The sequence below is a fragment of the Pseudomonas sp. GYB4201 genome, assembly GCF_056312595.1.
In genome coordinates, this window is record NZ_JBWGIG010000014.1 from 90,481 (window position 1) to 104,553 (window position 14,073).

Consider the following 14,073-nt stretch of genomic DNA (forward strand, 5'->3'; position numbering starts at 1 on the left):
TGCGCGTGGCTTTACGGCCCCGCGCAGGGTAGCCTGCACCCAAAAAAATCATGCGCGACAAGGAGCTGCCCCATGTTTCCCCCCATTCCCTTCCGGGCCCGTGTGCTGGCGACGAGCATTGCCCTCGCCTCGCCGTGGGTGGCCGCGGAAGAACCGACGACGCTGAGCGCCGTCACCGTCACCGGTGACGCGCCGGACAGCTACCGGGCCGACCATGCCTCGGTCACCGGCCTCAGCGATACGCCGCTGCTGGACACCCCTGCCGCCGTGTCGGTGTTCAACGCGCAACTGCTGCAAGACCAGCAGGTGCGCCTGCTCAGCGAAGTGCTGCGCAACGACGCCGCGGTGGGCGACAGCTACGCGCCCATCGGCTACTACGAGAACTTCGTGGTGCGTGGCTTTTCCCTGAACGCCGCCAGCAGCTACAAGATCAACGGCCGCACCATCACCGGCGAGCAGAACGTGGCGCTGGAGAACAAGGAGCAGGTGGAAGTGCTCAAGGGCCTGGCCGGCCTGCAAAGCGGCGTCAGCGAGCCGGGCGGGGTCATCAATTACCAGACCAAGCGCCCCACCGACGTGCGCTCGGTGACCGTTTCCACGGACGAGCAAGGCGGCCGCTACCTGGCCACCGACCTGGGTACCTGGTTCGGCAGCGAGCAGCAGTTCGGCATTCGTACCAACCTGGCCCACGAGGACATCCGTTCCTACGTCGACCACGCCGACGGCAGCCGCGACTTCGGTTCGGTGGCCTTCGACTGGAACATCGACCCGCGCTCCAGCCTGCAGCTGGACGTCGAATACCAGCACCGCGAACAACGCTCGGTGCCCGGCTACCAGCTGCTGGGCGGCACCGAGGTGCCCCACCACGCCGACCCGCACGACCTGCTGGGCTACCAGAGCTGGTCGAACCCGGTGGGCATCACCTCGCTGAACATGGAAGGCCGCTACCGCTACCAACTGACCGATGACTGGAGCGCGCAACTGAGCCTGTCGCGCAGCCGGGTGATCATCGACGACTACAGCGCCTTCCCCTATGGCTGCTACTACGGCGCCGGCTGCACGGCTACCACCAGCTCGTTCAGCAGCAGCGGCGACTACGACATCTACGACTACCGCAACCCCGACGACACCCGCCGCAACGACGAGGCCGAGGCCTCGCTCAGCGGCGCGTTCAACGCCTTCGGCCTGCGCAACGAACTGGACGTGGGCGTCAGCGCGTTCCGCCGCACCGTGGACCAGCGCGACGCCATCAACGAGTACGTGGGCAGCGGCAACATCGGCGCCACGCCGCCCACCTACGCCCCCTACGACGGCAGCCTGAACCACACCTACCGCCACCTCGACAGCCGCCAGTACGGCCTGTTCATCAACGACCGCCTGCACCTCAACGAGCAGTGGCAGCTGGTGCTGGGCGGCCGCGAGGTGCGCCTGGACGAAAAGGCCTTCGACGCCGACGGCGGCACCACGCGCCATACGCAGATGTGGGAGTTCCTGCCCAACCTGGCGGTGGTCTACAAGCCCACCGACGACCTGTCGTTGTACACCCGCTACAGCAAGGGCTTGTCCCTGGGCAGCGAGGCGTCGTGGTTCGCCAGCAACGCCGGCGAGACCCTGGCGCCGACGATCTCGCGGCAGCTGGAAGTGGGCATCAAGCAGGACTGGCAACGCCTGAGCCTGGGCGCGGCGCTGTTCCAGATCACCCAGGCCTACCAGTTCCCGCGGCCCAACGGCGACGGCACCTTCACCTACGTGCAACAGGGCAAGCAGAAGAACATCGGCCTGGAGCTGACCGCCAGCGGCCGCGCCACCGAGCGCCTGCAGCTCAACGCCAGCGTCGCCGCCACCCGCGCGCGGGTCACCGACAGCGGCGTGGACGCCTACGAAGGCCACCAGGCCATCAACGTGCCCACCCTGCGCGCCAGCTTCTACGGCGACTACAGCGTGCCGGGCATCGACGGCCTGGCGCTGCTGGGCGGCGTGCAGTACAGCGGCAAGAAGTACGCGAACCGCGAAGGCACGGTGCAGGTCGGCGATTACGCCGTGTTCAACGCCGGCAGCCGCTACACCACGCGCATCGAAGGGTACGATACGGTGTTTCGCCTGAGCGTCGACAACCTGTTCGACAAGCGCTACTGGCGCGACGTGGGCGAATACGCCGGCGACGACTACCTGTTCCTGGGCGCCCCGCGTACCGCGCGGCTGTCCGCCACCGTCAACTTCTAAGGGCTGCAACCATGTCGAACCTGGAAATACTCGCGGTCATCGTCAACGTCCTCGGCGTCTGGCTGACCGCCCGCCGCACCCCCTGGTGCTGGCCTGTGGGCGTGGTGGCGGTGCTGCTTTACGTGTGGATTTTCTACGACGTGAAGCTGTACTCGGACATGCTGTTGCAGGTGCTGTTCGCCGGCCTGCAGGGCTACGGCTGGTGGCGCTGGCGCACCGGGCGCCTGGCCCAGGGCAAGGTGCGCATCGAGCCGCTGCCGGCGCGCGTGGCGCTGCTGAGCCTGGTGGCCGGCGCCGTGCTGTCGGTGCTGCTGGGCACGGCCATGGCGCACTTCACCGACGCCGCCGTGCCGTGGCTGGACGCCACCCTCACCGGCTACAGCCTGGTGGCCAGCTACTGGGCGGCGCGCAAGTTCGTCGCCAACTGGTGGCTGTGGATCGTGCTGGATGTGGTGTACACCGGCCTGTATTACTACAAGGGCCTGCCATTGACGGCGGTGCTGTACGCCGGCTTCATCGTGCTGGCGGTGTATGGCCTGCGCGCCTGGCAGCGTGACCTGGCGCAGCAGCCCCATGAAGCCGCGCTACAGGCTGTGGCATGAGCATCCGGCCTGCCCAGTCCCAGTACCTGCGCATCGGCGAGCAGCTGGCCGAGGACATCGCCAACGGCCGCCTGGCGCCGGGCGCGCGCCTGGCCACCGAACGCGACATGGCCGCGCAGTTCGGCTGCACCCGCGTCACCCTGCGCCAGGCGCTGCAGCGCCTGGAGGCCCAGGGCGCGCTGTACCGTGGCCACCGGCGCGGCTGGTTCGTGTCACCGGTGCCCATCCGCTACGACCCCACGCGCATCACCGGCTTCATGGACTACGTCAGCGCCCAGGGCCGCGAGCCGCGCACCGAGTGCCTGCTGGCCGAGCTGCGCGCGGCCGATGCCTGGCTGGCCCAGCGCATGCAGGTAGCCCTTGGCGAGCCGCTGTTCCAGTTGCAGCGGCGGCGCTGGGTGGACGGCCGCCCGGTGTTGCTGGAGACCAACGTGCTTAACCCCAGTGGCTGCCCCGGCCTGCTCGACCAGCGCCTGGACGGCTCGCTGACCGCCCTGCTGCGCGACCATTACGGCCGCCAGCAGGCGCGCAGCCAGATCAGCCTCAAGCCATGCCTGCTGGACGAGGAACAGAGCGAACGGCTGGAGATTGCCAGCGGCTCCAGCGGGTTGTACCTGGAGCGGCTGTGCTTTGACGAGGACGGCAACGTGGTCGAGTTGGACCTGGAGTTCTGGCGCCCGGATGCGGTGGAAGTGACGCTGGCGGTAGATGGTTGAGCCGCCCCCGTGCCAGCAACTGTCTTGAAATCGCGTCGTCTGCATCGCGACTAAAGTCGGCTCCTACGCCGTACGTGGTAGGAGCCGGCCTTGGCCGCGATGCAGGCGACGCGATAGACGAGGCCCCGTGGGCCGCAGCCTGGCGGCAGCGGCTGCAGCAGTCGCACCCACCGCACACGTAGCAGCGGCCGCAGGCCGCGTCCCAGGCACCGCGCAACGCCCGGACGCGGCCTGGCGGCCGCTGCTACAGGGCGGTGCGCAATGCTTAATGGCTCAACTGGCTGCTGAACTGCCCCACCGCGTCCACCACCTTGCGCGCCCCGTCCTGGATTTCGGCGATCACCTCGCCGGACTGCGCCGCCAGCGCCAGGCCCTGTTCGGCCTGGCGCTTGCCCTGCTCGATGACCTGCACCGCGTCCGCTGCCAGTTTCTGGTTCTGCAGCACCACCGTGACGATCTCGTCGGTGGCGGTGCTGGTGCGCGAGGCCAGCTGGCGCACTTCGTCGGCCACCACGGCAAAGCCACGGCCCTGCTCGCCCGCCCGCGCCGCCTCGATGGCCGCGTTCAGCGCCAGCAGGTTGGTCTGGTCGGCAATGCTGCTGATGCTCTTGATGATGGTGCCGATCACCTGGGACTGCTGGTCCAGGGCGGCGATACCATCGGCGGCGGCCTGCATCTGCGCCGCCAGCTGGCGCATCACCTCGACGGTGTCCTGCACCACGCCGCTGCCCCGGCGCGCGGCGGCGTCGGTGTCTTCCGAGGTGGTGTAGGCGATGTCCGCCGCCTGGGCCACGGCCTGTTCACGGTTCACCTGCTCGGTGATCACCGTGGCGAACTTCACTACTTTGTACAGGCGGCCCTGTACGTCAGCGATGGGGTTGTAGGAGGCTTCCAGCCACACCACGCGGCCGGCGCTGTCCAGGCGCTGGAAGCGGTCGGCGACGAATTCACCCCGGCGCAGGGTGTCCCAGAACGCCTGGTACTGGGCCGAGTTGGCTTCCTCGGCCGAGCAGAACATACGGTGGTGCTTGCCCTGCACCTGCTCCAGGCGGTAGCCCATGCCGCTGAGGAAGCGGCCGTTGGCGGTGAGCACGTTGCCGTCCAGGTCGAACTCGATCACGGCGGTGGAGCGCTGCAAGGCGTCGATCAGGTTCTGGTGCTCGCGCGAGGTCTCGATGGTGCGCGTGAGGTCGTTGGCGTATACCTCGCAGTGCATGACCTTGCCTTCGCTGTCGCGCACCGGCTGCACGATGGCACGCAACCAGGCCTCGCCGCCGTCGCCACGCATCAGCTGCAAGGCCCCGGCCCAGTGCGCGCTGGCCTGGATGGCGGCCTTCATGCGGTTGAAATGATCGGTGGTGCGGGCGTCACTGGGCACCAGGTCCACCAGGGCGCGGCCCGTGAGCTGCTCGCGGCGGTGGCCCAACTCCTTGTCGAAGTTGGCGTTGGTGTATTGAATCCGGCCCTGGGGGTCTAGCATCAGCACCAGCATCTCGCTGTCCAGGCTGCGCTGCACCTGCTCCATGGAGGACAGCTTCTCGCGCAGCTGCGCCAACTCTTCTTTCAACCGCTTGTTAAACATCATGATGACCGGATTCCAAGGCTCATTTGCTCGTTGCACCCCTATCGGCTCGAAAGCCGATGGCTTGAGTGAAAAGAGTGGCATTGTCCGACAATAAATCGGATCCTTTGCCATCGCCTTTTCCGCCTGGAGCGCCCCATGCCCGAACTCACCCATTGGCTGGCCTTCGCCCTGATTTCCCTGGGCATGGTGCTCACCCCAGGCCCGAACATGGTCTACCTGATTTCGCGCTCCATCTGCCAGGGCCGCAAGGCCGGGCTGATCTCCCTGGGCGGCGTGGCGCTGGGCTTCGTGGTGTACATGCTGTGCGCCGCGCTGGGCATCACCGCCCTGCTGATGGCCGTGCCGTTCGCCTACGACACCCTGCGCCTGGGCGGCGCCCTGTACCTGCTGTACCTGGCCTGGCAGGCAGTGAAGCCGGGTGGCCGCTCGCCGTTCCAGGTGCGCGACCTGCCCGCCGACAGCCCGCGCCGGCTGTTCGCCATGGGCTTCTTGACCAACCTGCTCAACCCCAAGATTGCGGTCATGTACCTGTCGCTGCTGCCGCAGTTCATCAGCCCCGCCGGCCATGGCAGCGTGCTGGGGCAGTCGCTGGTGCTGGGCGCTACGCAGATCGTCATCAGCGTCAGCGTCAACGGCCTGATCGCCCTGACGGCGGGCAGCATCGCCCTGTTCCTCGGTGGCCGGCCGCTGTGGCAGACCGTGCAGCGCTGGCTGATGGGCACCGTGCTGGCGGGCCTGGCGGTGCGCATGGCACTGGAAAGCCGGCGTTGAGAGGTTTACGTAACCTTTACGAAATGTAGACGTCCGCTGACACGAATCCGTTGTTTCATAGCTCCATGGCGAACCCATATCCGCCTGAGGAGACACCCATGATTTCGAAGATGACCCAAGCCCTGATCCTGTCCGGTTGCCTGATTGCCGCCGGCACCGCCAGCGCAGGCGAACGCAACGTGGTCGTGCCTGTCATCGCTGGAGCCGTGGTAGGCGCCGTCGTCGCTGGCGCGCTGAGTGGCCCGTCGTACCATGAACACTATTACCGCCCGGCGTACCAGCAGGGTTATTACCAGCCGGTGTACCAGCCCGCGTACCAGCCGGTGGCTTATGTACCGGTAGCCCCGCGCCCTTACTACTATGGTTATGGCGGCCACTACCGCCATGACGGTTACGGCCACGGTTACGGTTATGACCATGGCCGGGGTTACGGCCGCTGGTAAGCGGTGCGCCTGACGCGGTTGCCCCGTAGCAGCGGCCGCAGGCCGCGTCAGGCCCCAACACAGACACATCACGCACGCCACGGACACATCGCGCCGCCATTCGCCACGTACCTGAACTTGTCACAATCGCGTCCCCGACGATACCGATAGTAGCCCCCTTGACTTGTATCCAAGGAGCTACACCGTGTTGCACCGCATTGTGTTTTCGCTGTCTGTGTTGAGTCTGTCCATCTCCGCCGCGCAGGCCGCCGAGACCTACGCCCTCGATACGCCGATCCTGTCGACCATCGACAACTTCCGCGACATCGCCGGCACCACCACCGCCTACACCACCGCCAACGACGGCACCATGCGCGCCGGGGTGTTCTACCGCTCCAACGCGCTGTCGGGCTCGGCCGCCGACATCGCCACCCTCAACACCCTGGGCATCACTGCGGTGTATGACCTGCGCACCGCCAGCGAGATCGCCGCCACCCCGGACAGCCCGCTGACCGGCGCCACCTACACCAACATCGACATCATCGGCAACGCCACTTCCGGCGCCAACATCAGCTCGATTTCGGTGAGCAGCGCCGCCGACGCCGTGGCCATGATGCAGGAGACCAACCGCGAGTTCGTCAGCGACGCCGGCATGCGCAGCCAGTTCGCCACGCTGTTCAACGACCTGGCGTCCACCGACGGCGCCGCGCTGTTCAACTGCACCGCCGGCAAGGACCGCACTGGCTGGACCGCCGCCGTGCTGCTGAGCATCGCCGGGGTGGACAGCGCCACCATCATGGCCAACTACCTGGCCACCAACGACTACACCGCCACCCGCGTGGCCGCCACCCTGGCAGCGCTGCCGTCGAGCATGGCGGCCATCTACGAGCCGCTGCTGACCGTGGACGCCAGCTACCTGCAGGCAGGTCTCGACGAGATCACCGCGCTGTACGGCAGCATGGACAACTACCTCAAGGAAGGCCTGGGCCTGTCCCAAGCCACTATCTACGTGCTGCGCGGCAAGATGGTCTACTACAACAGCCTGCCCGGCCAGGACGCCATGGTGGGCAACGCCGCCGCCGGCGCGCTGCTGCTGCAACGCCTGCAGAACAGCAGCCTGTCGGGCGCCTACACCGACTACAACTACTACCTGCAATCGGCCATCGACGCCGGCACCCTGGGCGGCGTGCAGAACACCATCGGCGGCCAGGTGCACGCCGACGCCGCCGCCTTCCTGCTGCGCCAGAACGCCCTGATCGACGCCGCCGCGGCGCCCTACACCAGCGGCACCGACCTCAAGGTCGGCCAGCGCAGCCTGTGGACCGCAGGCCTTGCCGGCTACCTGGGCACCGACGGCTCGGCCCACGCCGACAGCAGCAACGAGCACACCCAGGGCACCATGGTCGGCCTCACCCAGCGCTTCAGCGAGCAGCTCAGCGGCCACGCCAGCTTCGGCTACAGCCACGGCAGCGTGGGCGGCGCCGGCGGTGAAGTGACCACCGACTACACCTTCCTGTCCGCCGGCGCGCGCCTGGCCCTCGACAGCCTGGACCGCGGCCTGTTCGTGGCCGCCGACGCCAGCACCGGCTACGTCGATTACGACAGCAAGCGCCAACTGGGCGGCGGCCTGGGTTCGACCAAGGGCGACACCCACGGCACCCTCAGCGCCGCCAGCCTGGCCCTGGGCTACCGCCTGCCGATCAGCGCGGTGACCCTGGAGCCCAGCGCCGGCGTGCGCATCAGCCACCTGAACCTGGCCGGCTTCGACGAGAAAGGCAGCGACCTGGCGCTGGACGTCGACAGCAACCAGCAGACCCGCCGCAGCGCCTTCGCCAACCTCAAGGCAGCGCTGGCGCCGATCGGCATCAGCGGTGGCTGGAGCCTGGTGCCAGGCGTGCAGGTAGGCTACGAGCACGTGCTGGGCAACGCCCACGTCGACAGTTCGGCGAGCATCCTGGGCTTCGATGTGGACCAGCGCGCCGCCTTCGCCACCCGCGACCTGTACAGCGGCGCGGTGAACCTGACCGCCAGCTTGGGCAACGTCAGCGTCGGCGCCGAGGTGGGCGCCGTCAGCGGTGGCGACAGCCAGGGGGCCAGCGGCAGCCTGAAGGCCAGCTACCGCTTCTGATCAGGGCGGGGCCGGTAGCCCGCGCTACCGGCCCTTGCGCACGTCCTGGGGGGTGACGCCGTAGGCGCTCTGGAAGTACTGGCAGAAGCGTCCGACGTTGGAGAAGCCCAGCCCCAGGGCGACGTCCGTCACCGACACCACCGGCCCCTGGCGCAACGCCTGGTAGGCCCGCTCCAACCGCACCTGGCGCTGATAGGCGACGATCGAGGTGCCCATGAACCGCCGAAACCCTTCCTGCAACGCGCGCAGGCTGACGTTGCTCAGCTGCGCCAGTTCGGTGCCGCTGACCAGGCAGTGCGGGTGCGCCTGAATGTAATCCATGGCCAGGCGCACATGGCGCGGCGCAATGCTCGGCCCGGGGCGCTGCAAGGCTTCACTGTAGCTGTGCGGCCAGCCTTCCAGCAGCGCGTCCACCAGCATCTCCTGCAAGCGCGTGGGCATCAGCACGCTGGCGTTCATCAGCGCATCCAGCTCGGCGCCGGTGGCGAAATCCACCAGCGCACGAATGGCCTTGAAAGCCGGGCGGTTGAGGTCCACCACCGGCTCGAAGTGGATTTTCTTCACCACCGGCCGCCCCAGCAGCGTGGCCAGGCGCTGGGTGAACAGCCCGCGGCGCACGGAAATGCCGTGCTGGCCGTGGCCGTCGACGAAGGTCACCGAGCGCACCGCGCTTTTCTCCACCGCCAGGCCCACGTCGGGCCGGCCCACGGCATCGTCGCCGATGTTGAAGATGATCTGCCCCGCGGTTGGAATCACGAACGTGATCTCGTCGTTCAAGTCGGGGATCTGCACGGTGAAATTACCGCGGTAGCTCATGCGCCGGAAGCTCACGCCCTCATAACGGCCATACACCCCGGCCACGCCCATCAGTTGGCCGAATCGCGGCACGTCGGCGTAAAGATCGCCGAACACCCGGCTGAACAGCGCGCCGAATTCATCCGCGCCCATGGCGTCGGAACGGATGATGAACGGCTTGCGCGCAGAGGTGGGGAGCATGGCGAACGTCCTGATGTTTCATTGTTGTATGGGCGGCGGTACAGACGACCGCGCGCAACGCTAGCAATGAAACATGACAGGTACATGAAAGGCATTGGGGCCAGGACGCGGCCTGGGGCCGCTGCTACAGGTTTGGGCGCTGGCATTTGTTGGGTGGGGCGGATACCATATGTTCCATATACACTTCATATACGGACCCTATCTCATGGGCATCGTGAAAATCTCCGACGTGATGCACGAGAACCTGCGCATCACCTCCAACGCCCTGAGCCGTTCCATCAACGCCCAGGCCGAACACTGGATGCGCATCGGCATGCTGGCCGAGCTGCACCCGCACCTGCCCCACAATGAACTCACGCAACTGCTGATCCGCGCCGAACAGGCCGGCGGCTTCGACCTGCAGACGGTCGCCACCTGCATGGACCAACGCCAACTGGCCGGGAATGTACAATGAGCAAGAAAGTCACGATCAACAGCGCCGCCGATATCGAGCAGTCGCGCATTGCCGGCAAGCTGGCCGCCGATGTGCTGCACATGATCGCCCCCCATGTGAAGCCCGGGGTGACCACCGACGAGCTGGATCGCATCTGCCACGACTACATCGTCAACGTGCAGAAGGCCAAGCCGGCCAACATCGGCTACCACGGGTTCCCCAAAACCATCTGCGCCTCGCCCAACGAGGTGATCTGCCACGGCATTCCCAACGGCAAGCCGCTGGCCGATGGTGACATTCTCAATATCGACGTGGCGGTGATCAAGGACGGCTGGTTCGGCGACACCAGCCGCATGTACCAGGTGGGCACGGTCAATGACGAAGCCCAGCGCCTGATACGTATTACGTACGAAGCCATGTGCGCCGGCATCCGCCAGGTGCGCCCGGGCGCGCACCTGGGTGACATTGGCCATGCCATCCAGACGGTGGCCGAGGGCGCCGGCTTCAGCGTGGTGCGCGAGTACTGCGGGCACGGCATCGGCAAGGTCTACCACGACGAGCCGCAGGTGCTGCACTACGGCATGAAGGGCCAGGGCATGAAGCTGGTGAAGGGCATGATCTTCACCGTGGAGCCGATGCTCAATGCCGGCAAGCGCGGCACCCAGACCCTGGCCGATGGCTGGACGGTGCTGACCCGCGACCGCTCGTGGTCGGCGCAGTGGGAGCACATGGTGGCGGTGACCGACGACGGTTTCGAGATCCTCACGCCGTGGCCGCAACCCTTCGCCGGGCTTGAGCCCATCGCCTGATCTGCTGTTTTGCGCCGAATCTGCCGCTGGTATGCAGGCAGATTTGGCGCCATGCTGGTGCCCCCCTCCCCCGCACCGGCCCGCCATGAAACGCTACGAACAGCTTGCTGACGACATTGCCCTGATGATCCGCAACGGGGTGCTCAAGGCCGGTGAAAAGGTGCCGTCGGTGCGCACCGCCAGCCGTACCTTTGTGGTCAGCCCTTCTACCGTGTTCCAGGCCTATTACCTGCTGGAGGACCGCGGCCTGATCCAGGCGCGGCCGCGCTCGGGGTACTTCGTGCGCGAGCAGCAGGCACGCCCGCTGGACGAGCCGGCCATCACCGACCGGCAGGCCGAGAGCACCGACGTGGACGTCAGCGAGCTGGTGTTTTCCGTGCTCGGTTCGCTCAAGGACCCGGGCACCGTGCCGTTCGGCTCGGCCTTCCCCAGCCCCGACCTGTACCCCTTGCAGCGCCTGGCCCGCTCCATGGCCCGCACGGTGCGCGACATGGCGCCCCAGGCAGTGATCGCCGACATGACCGCCGGCAACCCCGACCTGCGCCGGCAGATCGCCCTGCGCTACATGATCAGCGGCGTGCACCTGGCCATGGAGGAGCTGGTGATCACCAACGGCGCCATGGAAGCGCTGAACCTGTGCCTGCAATCGGTGACCCAGCCCGGCGACCTGGTGGCCATTGAGTCGCCGGCCTTCTACGCCACCTTGCAGGTGCTGGAACGCTTGAAGCTCAAGGCGGTGGAGATCCCGGTGCACCCGCGCGAAGGCGTCAACCTGAGCGTGCTGGAAGACCGCCTGCAACGCCTGCCCATCAAGGCCTGCTGGTTCATGAGTAGCCTGCAGAACCCGCTGGGCGCCAGCCTGCCGGGGCCGGCCAAGGAGGCGCTGTACGGCCTGCTGCAGCGCCACCAGGTGCCGCTGATCGAGGACGACGTCTACAGCGAGCTGCATTACGGCCCGCAACCCCAGCAGCCGGTGAAGCGCCTGGACCGCGACGGGCTGGTGATGCACTGCGGCTCGTTTTCCAAAAGCCTGGCGCCTGGCTACCGGGTGGGCTGGGTGGCCGGCGGGCGCTTTGCCCAGGCGATCAGCCGGCTGAAGCTGATGACCACTATTTCGCCCTCGGTGCCGGCCCAGGCGGCCATTGCCGATTACCTGCAGCACGGCGGCTATGACCGCCACCTGCGCAAACTGCGGCACAACCTGGAGATGCAGCAGAGCGCCATGCTGGCCTCAGCGGCGCGGCATTTCCCCGAGCGCACCCGGGTGACCCGCCCCGACGGCGGCTATTTCCTGTGGTTCGAGTTTCCCGAGCAGGTGGACGCGCTGCAGCTGTTCCAATTGGCGTTGGCCCAGGGCATCAGCATCGCGCCGGGGCCGATCTTTTCCGCCACGCGCGGGTTCAGCCACTGTGCACGCTTGAACCATGGGCACCCCTGGGACAAGCGCAACGAGGATGCGATGGCGATACTGGGGCGGATCGTAGCGTCCTTCTGACACCCCGGACGCCGCGAATCCCCGTAGCAGCGGCCAAAGGCCGCGTCCCGCCCCCCCCCACGACGCCTCAGGCAAACAACTCACGGTCCTGGACCTTGCGCGCATCGCTGTAATCCTCCTGCCACCAGGCGCTTTCGCCGGCCTGCCGTGGCGGGCGCTGCAAGGTCAGGGCCTTGCGCGTGCCGGCGCTGGCGCTTTCCTGGGCCACGCGGAAGTGGTAGTGGTCCAGCAACCGCACGGCCTCCACCATGTAGGCCACGGCCACGCGGCGGTCGCGGATCAGCAGCAGGTTCTCGCCGTTGCTGCGGTCGGCGGCGTCGGCAAAATTGTAGGAGCCCATGTACACCCGCGCGCTAGGCTTGTCGAAATCGATGACCACGAACTTGTGGTGCAGGCGCACCCCGGCGCCACCGATCAGCCCGGTGGGCTCGGCCTGGAACGGCGCCGGGATGTTCTTGTTCAGCGCCGCCGCGTGCAGTATTGCGCTCTCACCGCCCGGCAGCAGCACGTCCAGGCCCTGCTGCATCTGCCGGTCGGAGATGCCGTAGACGAACACCTGGGGGTTGCCCGCCACCTGCTTGATCGCCGCCTGGATGGGGCCATTGGTCTGGTACAGGAAGGCCAGGGAGAACAGCAGGCTGGAGCCGGTGGTGGCGATGTCGCTGCCCACCCCGGCCAGGGCGGCATTGTCCAGGGCGTGGGGCGAGAACGTCACCTGGGCGTCGATGTTGTCCAGGCCCAGGCTGTGCCACTGGGCCGGCGGCTGGGCGCCGAACGCCTTGGCGGCGCTGCTGGCCCAGTATTGCGCGAACGCGGCCTGGAACAGGCCCAGCGCGGTCTGACCCTGCAGTACCAGGGCGTTGTTGGCCTGCACGTACAAGCCGCGCCAGCTGAAGTTGGTGGAACCGCACACCACGGTCTTCAGCGCCGTGCCGTCCAGCAGGATGACCTTGTTGTGCTGCAGACTGGCCATGTGCTGGCGCTTCACCGTGGCACCGGCCTGGGCCAGCCGCGCGGCGGCCAGGGTCTCGGCAGAGTCGGCGGCGCCGTGGTCGCTGCTGTCGTCGATGATGATCTGCAGGCGGCTGCCCAGTTTTTCCAGGCGCCCGACGACGTTGGGCTCGTTGAGGTCATAGGCAATCACCTGCACCTTGGCGCCGCTGTCGGCCACGGCCTGGTCGAGCACCGCCAGGATCGCCTCGCGGGCCTCGAAGCCCATCCATTGGAGCGCGGCGCTGGCGTCGGGGTTGCTGGGCACGAAGTCCAGGCCGTCGTCGGCCTTGCGTGGCAGCAGCGTGGTCAGGTTGCGGTCGTCCTTGCCGTAGCGCTCCACGAACGCCTGGGACGACACGTAGCCGCGGGTGAAGGTGACGTTGAGCTGGCCCGGCCAGGTGTCGCGCTGCAGTTCGATGTCGCCACTCTGGGCCTCGCCGTAGCTGAGCTGGTCCTGGGCGTTCATGAACACCGGGGTGACCCGGTAGGTGAAGGCGCCGGCCAGTTCGGCGTTGCGCGGGAAGTGCACCCAGCGAAATTTCTGGATCGGCGACAGCAGGCTGGACAGCGCCGTGGTGGGCACGCTGCCGTCGGCGGTGGGGAACGTCAGGCGGTTGTTGAGGGCGTAGAAGCGGTCGCCGCCCGGCTCCTTGTACTCGATGCCGAAGCCGACGAAATCCGCCGGTGGCGGGCCGTTTTTCCAGTTCATCGCCAACAGCAGCATGCCTTCGCTGCGGTGCAGCTTGAGGCTGAACAGGGCGGCGTCATTGGCGCCGCTGACTTGAAAATCCGTGGGCATGGCCTGCGTTCCTTCGGCTGCGGGGCTTGAAGAGTGCCAGATTCATCTGGCGCGGCATAGCCGAGTGGTAATCTGCCCCTATCCCTCGACGAGTACCCCGC

12 protein-coding genes and 1 pseudogene are annotated in these 14,073 nt (G+C 67.2%); 9 read left to right on the forward strand and 4 right to left on the reverse strand.

Annotation, left to right across the window (positions count from 1 at the left end; all coding sequences use genetic code 11):
• The first annotated feature begins 72 nt into the window (after positions 1–72).
• The 3 genes from AC0Z2B_RS15510 to AC0Z2B_RS15520 are packed head-to-tail and all read left to right on the forward strand — an operon-like array spanning position 73 to position 3,541.
• Positions 73–2,223, forward strand: coding sequence for a TonB-dependent siderophore receptor (locus tag AC0Z2B_RS15510; RefSeq protein WP_476297772.1), 2,151 nt, complete (start codon positions 73–75; stop codon positions 2,221–2,223).
• Between the two features lie 11 nt (positions 2,224–2,234).
• Positions 2,235–2,825 carry a nicotinamide riboside transporter PnuC gene (pnuC, locus tag AC0Z2B_RS15515; RefSeq protein WP_476297774.1) on the forward strand — a complete coding sequence of 197 codons (591 nt, stop codon included), beginning with the start codon at positions 2,235–2,237 and terminating at the stop codon, positions 2,823–2,825.
• Positions 2,822–3,541, forward strand: a complete 720-nt coding sequence (locus AC0Z2B_RS15520; protein ID WP_476297776.1) for a UTRA domain-containing protein — start codon at positions 2,822–2,824, stop codon at positions 3,539–3,541. The genes pnuC and AC0Z2B_RS15520 overlap by 4 nt, the downstream gene beginning before the upstream one ends.
• Positions 3,542–3,806: 265 nt before the next feature.
• Here AC0Z2B_RS15520 and AC0Z2B_RS15525 read toward each other — a convergent pair whose 3' ends face one another.
• Positions 3,807–4,367, reverse strand: a complete 561-nt coding sequence (locus tag AC0Z2B_RS15525) for a methyl-accepting chemotaxis protein (RefSeq protein WP_476297852.1) — start codon at positions 4,365–4,367, stop codon at positions 3,807–3,809.
• A pseudogene (locus AC0Z2B_RS15530) lies at positions 4,347–5,279 on the reverse strand (PAS domain-containing protein); the annotation flags it as partial. The pseudogene AC0Z2B_RS15530 and the gene AC0Z2B_RS15525, both read right to left, overlap by 21 nt.
• Here AC0Z2B_RS15530 and AC0Z2B_RS15535 point away from each other — a divergent pair.
• The 3 genes from AC0Z2B_RS15535 (at position 5,262) to AC0Z2B_RS15545 (ending at position 8,447) form a co-directional block, all read left to right on the forward strand.
• The gene (locus AC0Z2B_RS15535) at positions 5,262–5,897 is read left to right on the forward strand and encodes a LysE family translocator (RefSeq protein ID WP_476297778.1); all 636 of its coding nucleotides are present in this window, start codon (positions 5,262–5,264) and stop codon (positions 5,895–5,897) included. The pseudogene AC0Z2B_RS15530 and the gene AC0Z2B_RS15535 overlap by 18 nt on opposite strands.
• Before the next feature lie 98 nt (positions 5,898–5,995).
• Positions 5,996–6,340 (forward strand): hypothetical protein, encoded by a 345-nt coding sequence (locus AC0Z2B_RS15540; RefSeq protein WP_476297780.1) that lies wholly within the window; start codon positions 5,996–5,998, stop codon positions 6,338–6,340.
• Positions 6,341–6,524: 184 nt separating this feature from the next.
• Positions 6,525–8,447: a tyrosine-protein phosphatase gene (locus AC0Z2B_RS15545; RefSeq protein WP_476297782.1), complete on the forward strand. Its 1,923-nt coding sequence runs from the start codon at positions 6,525–6,527 to the stop codon at positions 8,445–8,447.
• Positions 8,448–8,471: 24 nt separating this feature from the next.
• Here AC0Z2B_RS15545 and AC0Z2B_RS15550 read toward each other — a convergent pair whose 3' ends face one another.
• Entirely contained in the window at positions 8,472–9,443 is a 972-nt protein-coding gene (locus AC0Z2B_RS15550) for a helix-turn-helix transcriptional regulator (protein WP_476297784.1), read from the reverse strand.
• Positions 9,444–9,648: 205 nt separating this feature from the next.
• On the opposite strand from AC0Z2B_RS15550, the gene AC0Z2B_RS15555 reads away from it, so the two are divergent.
• The 3 genes from AC0Z2B_RS15555 to mapR all read left to right on the forward strand — a co-directional run bounded on the left by AC0Z2B_RS15555 (position 9,649) and on the right by mapR (position 12,180).
• On the forward strand, positions 9,649–9,897 hold the full coding sequence (locus AC0Z2B_RS15555) for a TA system antitoxin ParD family protein (RefSeq protein ID WP_473002471.1): 249 nt from the start codon (positions 9,649–9,651) through the stop codon (positions 9,895–9,897).
• The gene (map, locus tag AC0Z2B_RS15560) at positions 9,894–10,685 is read left to right on the forward strand and encodes a type I methionyl aminopeptidase (protein ID WP_476297786.1); all 792 of its coding nucleotides are present in this window, start codon (positions 9,894–9,896) and stop codon (positions 10,683–10,685) included. The genes AC0Z2B_RS15555 and map overlap by 4 nt, the downstream gene beginning before the upstream one ends.
• A gap of 85 nt (positions 10,686–10,770) precedes the next feature.
• A complete protein-coding gene (gene mapR / locus AC0Z2B_RS15565; RefSeq protein WP_476297788.1) occupies positions 10,771–12,180 on the forward strand; it encodes a GntR family transcriptional regulator MpaR in 1,410 nt (469 codons plus the stop codon).
• Between the two features lie 67 nt (positions 12,181–12,247).
• Here the strand turns inward: mapR and AC0Z2B_RS15570 are convergent, their stop codons facing one another.
• Complete coding sequence (locus AC0Z2B_RS15570; RefSeq protein WP_476297790.1) at positions 12,248–13,972, reverse strand: phospholipase D-like domain-containing protein; 1,725 nt, start codon at positions 13,970–13,972, stop codon at positions 12,248–12,250.
• Between the last annotated feature and the right edge of the window lie 101 nt (positions 13,973–14,073).

Coding starts and splice junctions, on each gene's coding strand:
- AC0Z2B_RS15510 (WP_476297772.1), top strand. CDS start 73: ATGTTTCCCCCCATTCCCTTCCGGGCCCGTGTGCTGGCGACGAGCATT.
- pnuC (WP_476297774.1), top strand. CDS start 2,235: ATGTCGAACCTGGAAATACTCGCGGTCATCGTCAACGTCCTCGGCGTC.
- AC0Z2B_RS15520 (WP_476297776.1), top strand. CDS start 2,822: ATGAGCATCCGGCCTGCCCAGTCCCAGTACCTGCGCATCGGCGAGCAG.
- AC0Z2B_RS15535 (WP_476297778.1), top strand. CDS start 5,262: ATGCCCGAACTCACCCATTGGCTGGCCTTCGCCCTGATTTCCCTGGGC.
- AC0Z2B_RS15540 (WP_476297780.1), top strand. CDS start 5,996: ATGATTTCGAAGATGACCCAAGCCCTGATCCTGTCCGGTTGCCTGATT.
- AC0Z2B_RS15550 (WP_476297784.1), bottom strand. CDS start 9,443: ATGCTCCCCACCTCTGCGCGCAAGCCGTTCATCATCCGTTCCGACGCC.
- AC0Z2B_RS15555 (WP_473002471.1), top strand. CDS start 9,649: ATGGGCATCGTGAAAATCTCCGACGTGATGCACGAGAACCTGCGCATC.
- map (WP_476297786.1), top strand. CDS start 9,894: ATGAGCAAGAAAGTCACGATCAACAGCGCCGCCGATATCGAGCAGTCG.
- mapR (WP_476297788.1), top strand. CDS start 10,771: ATGAAACGCTACGAACAGCTTGCTGACGACATTGCCCTGATGATCCGC.
- AC0Z2B_RS15570 (WP_476297790.1), bottom strand. CDS start 13,972: ATGCCCACGGATTTTCAAGTCAGCGGCGCCAATGACGCCGCCCTGTTC.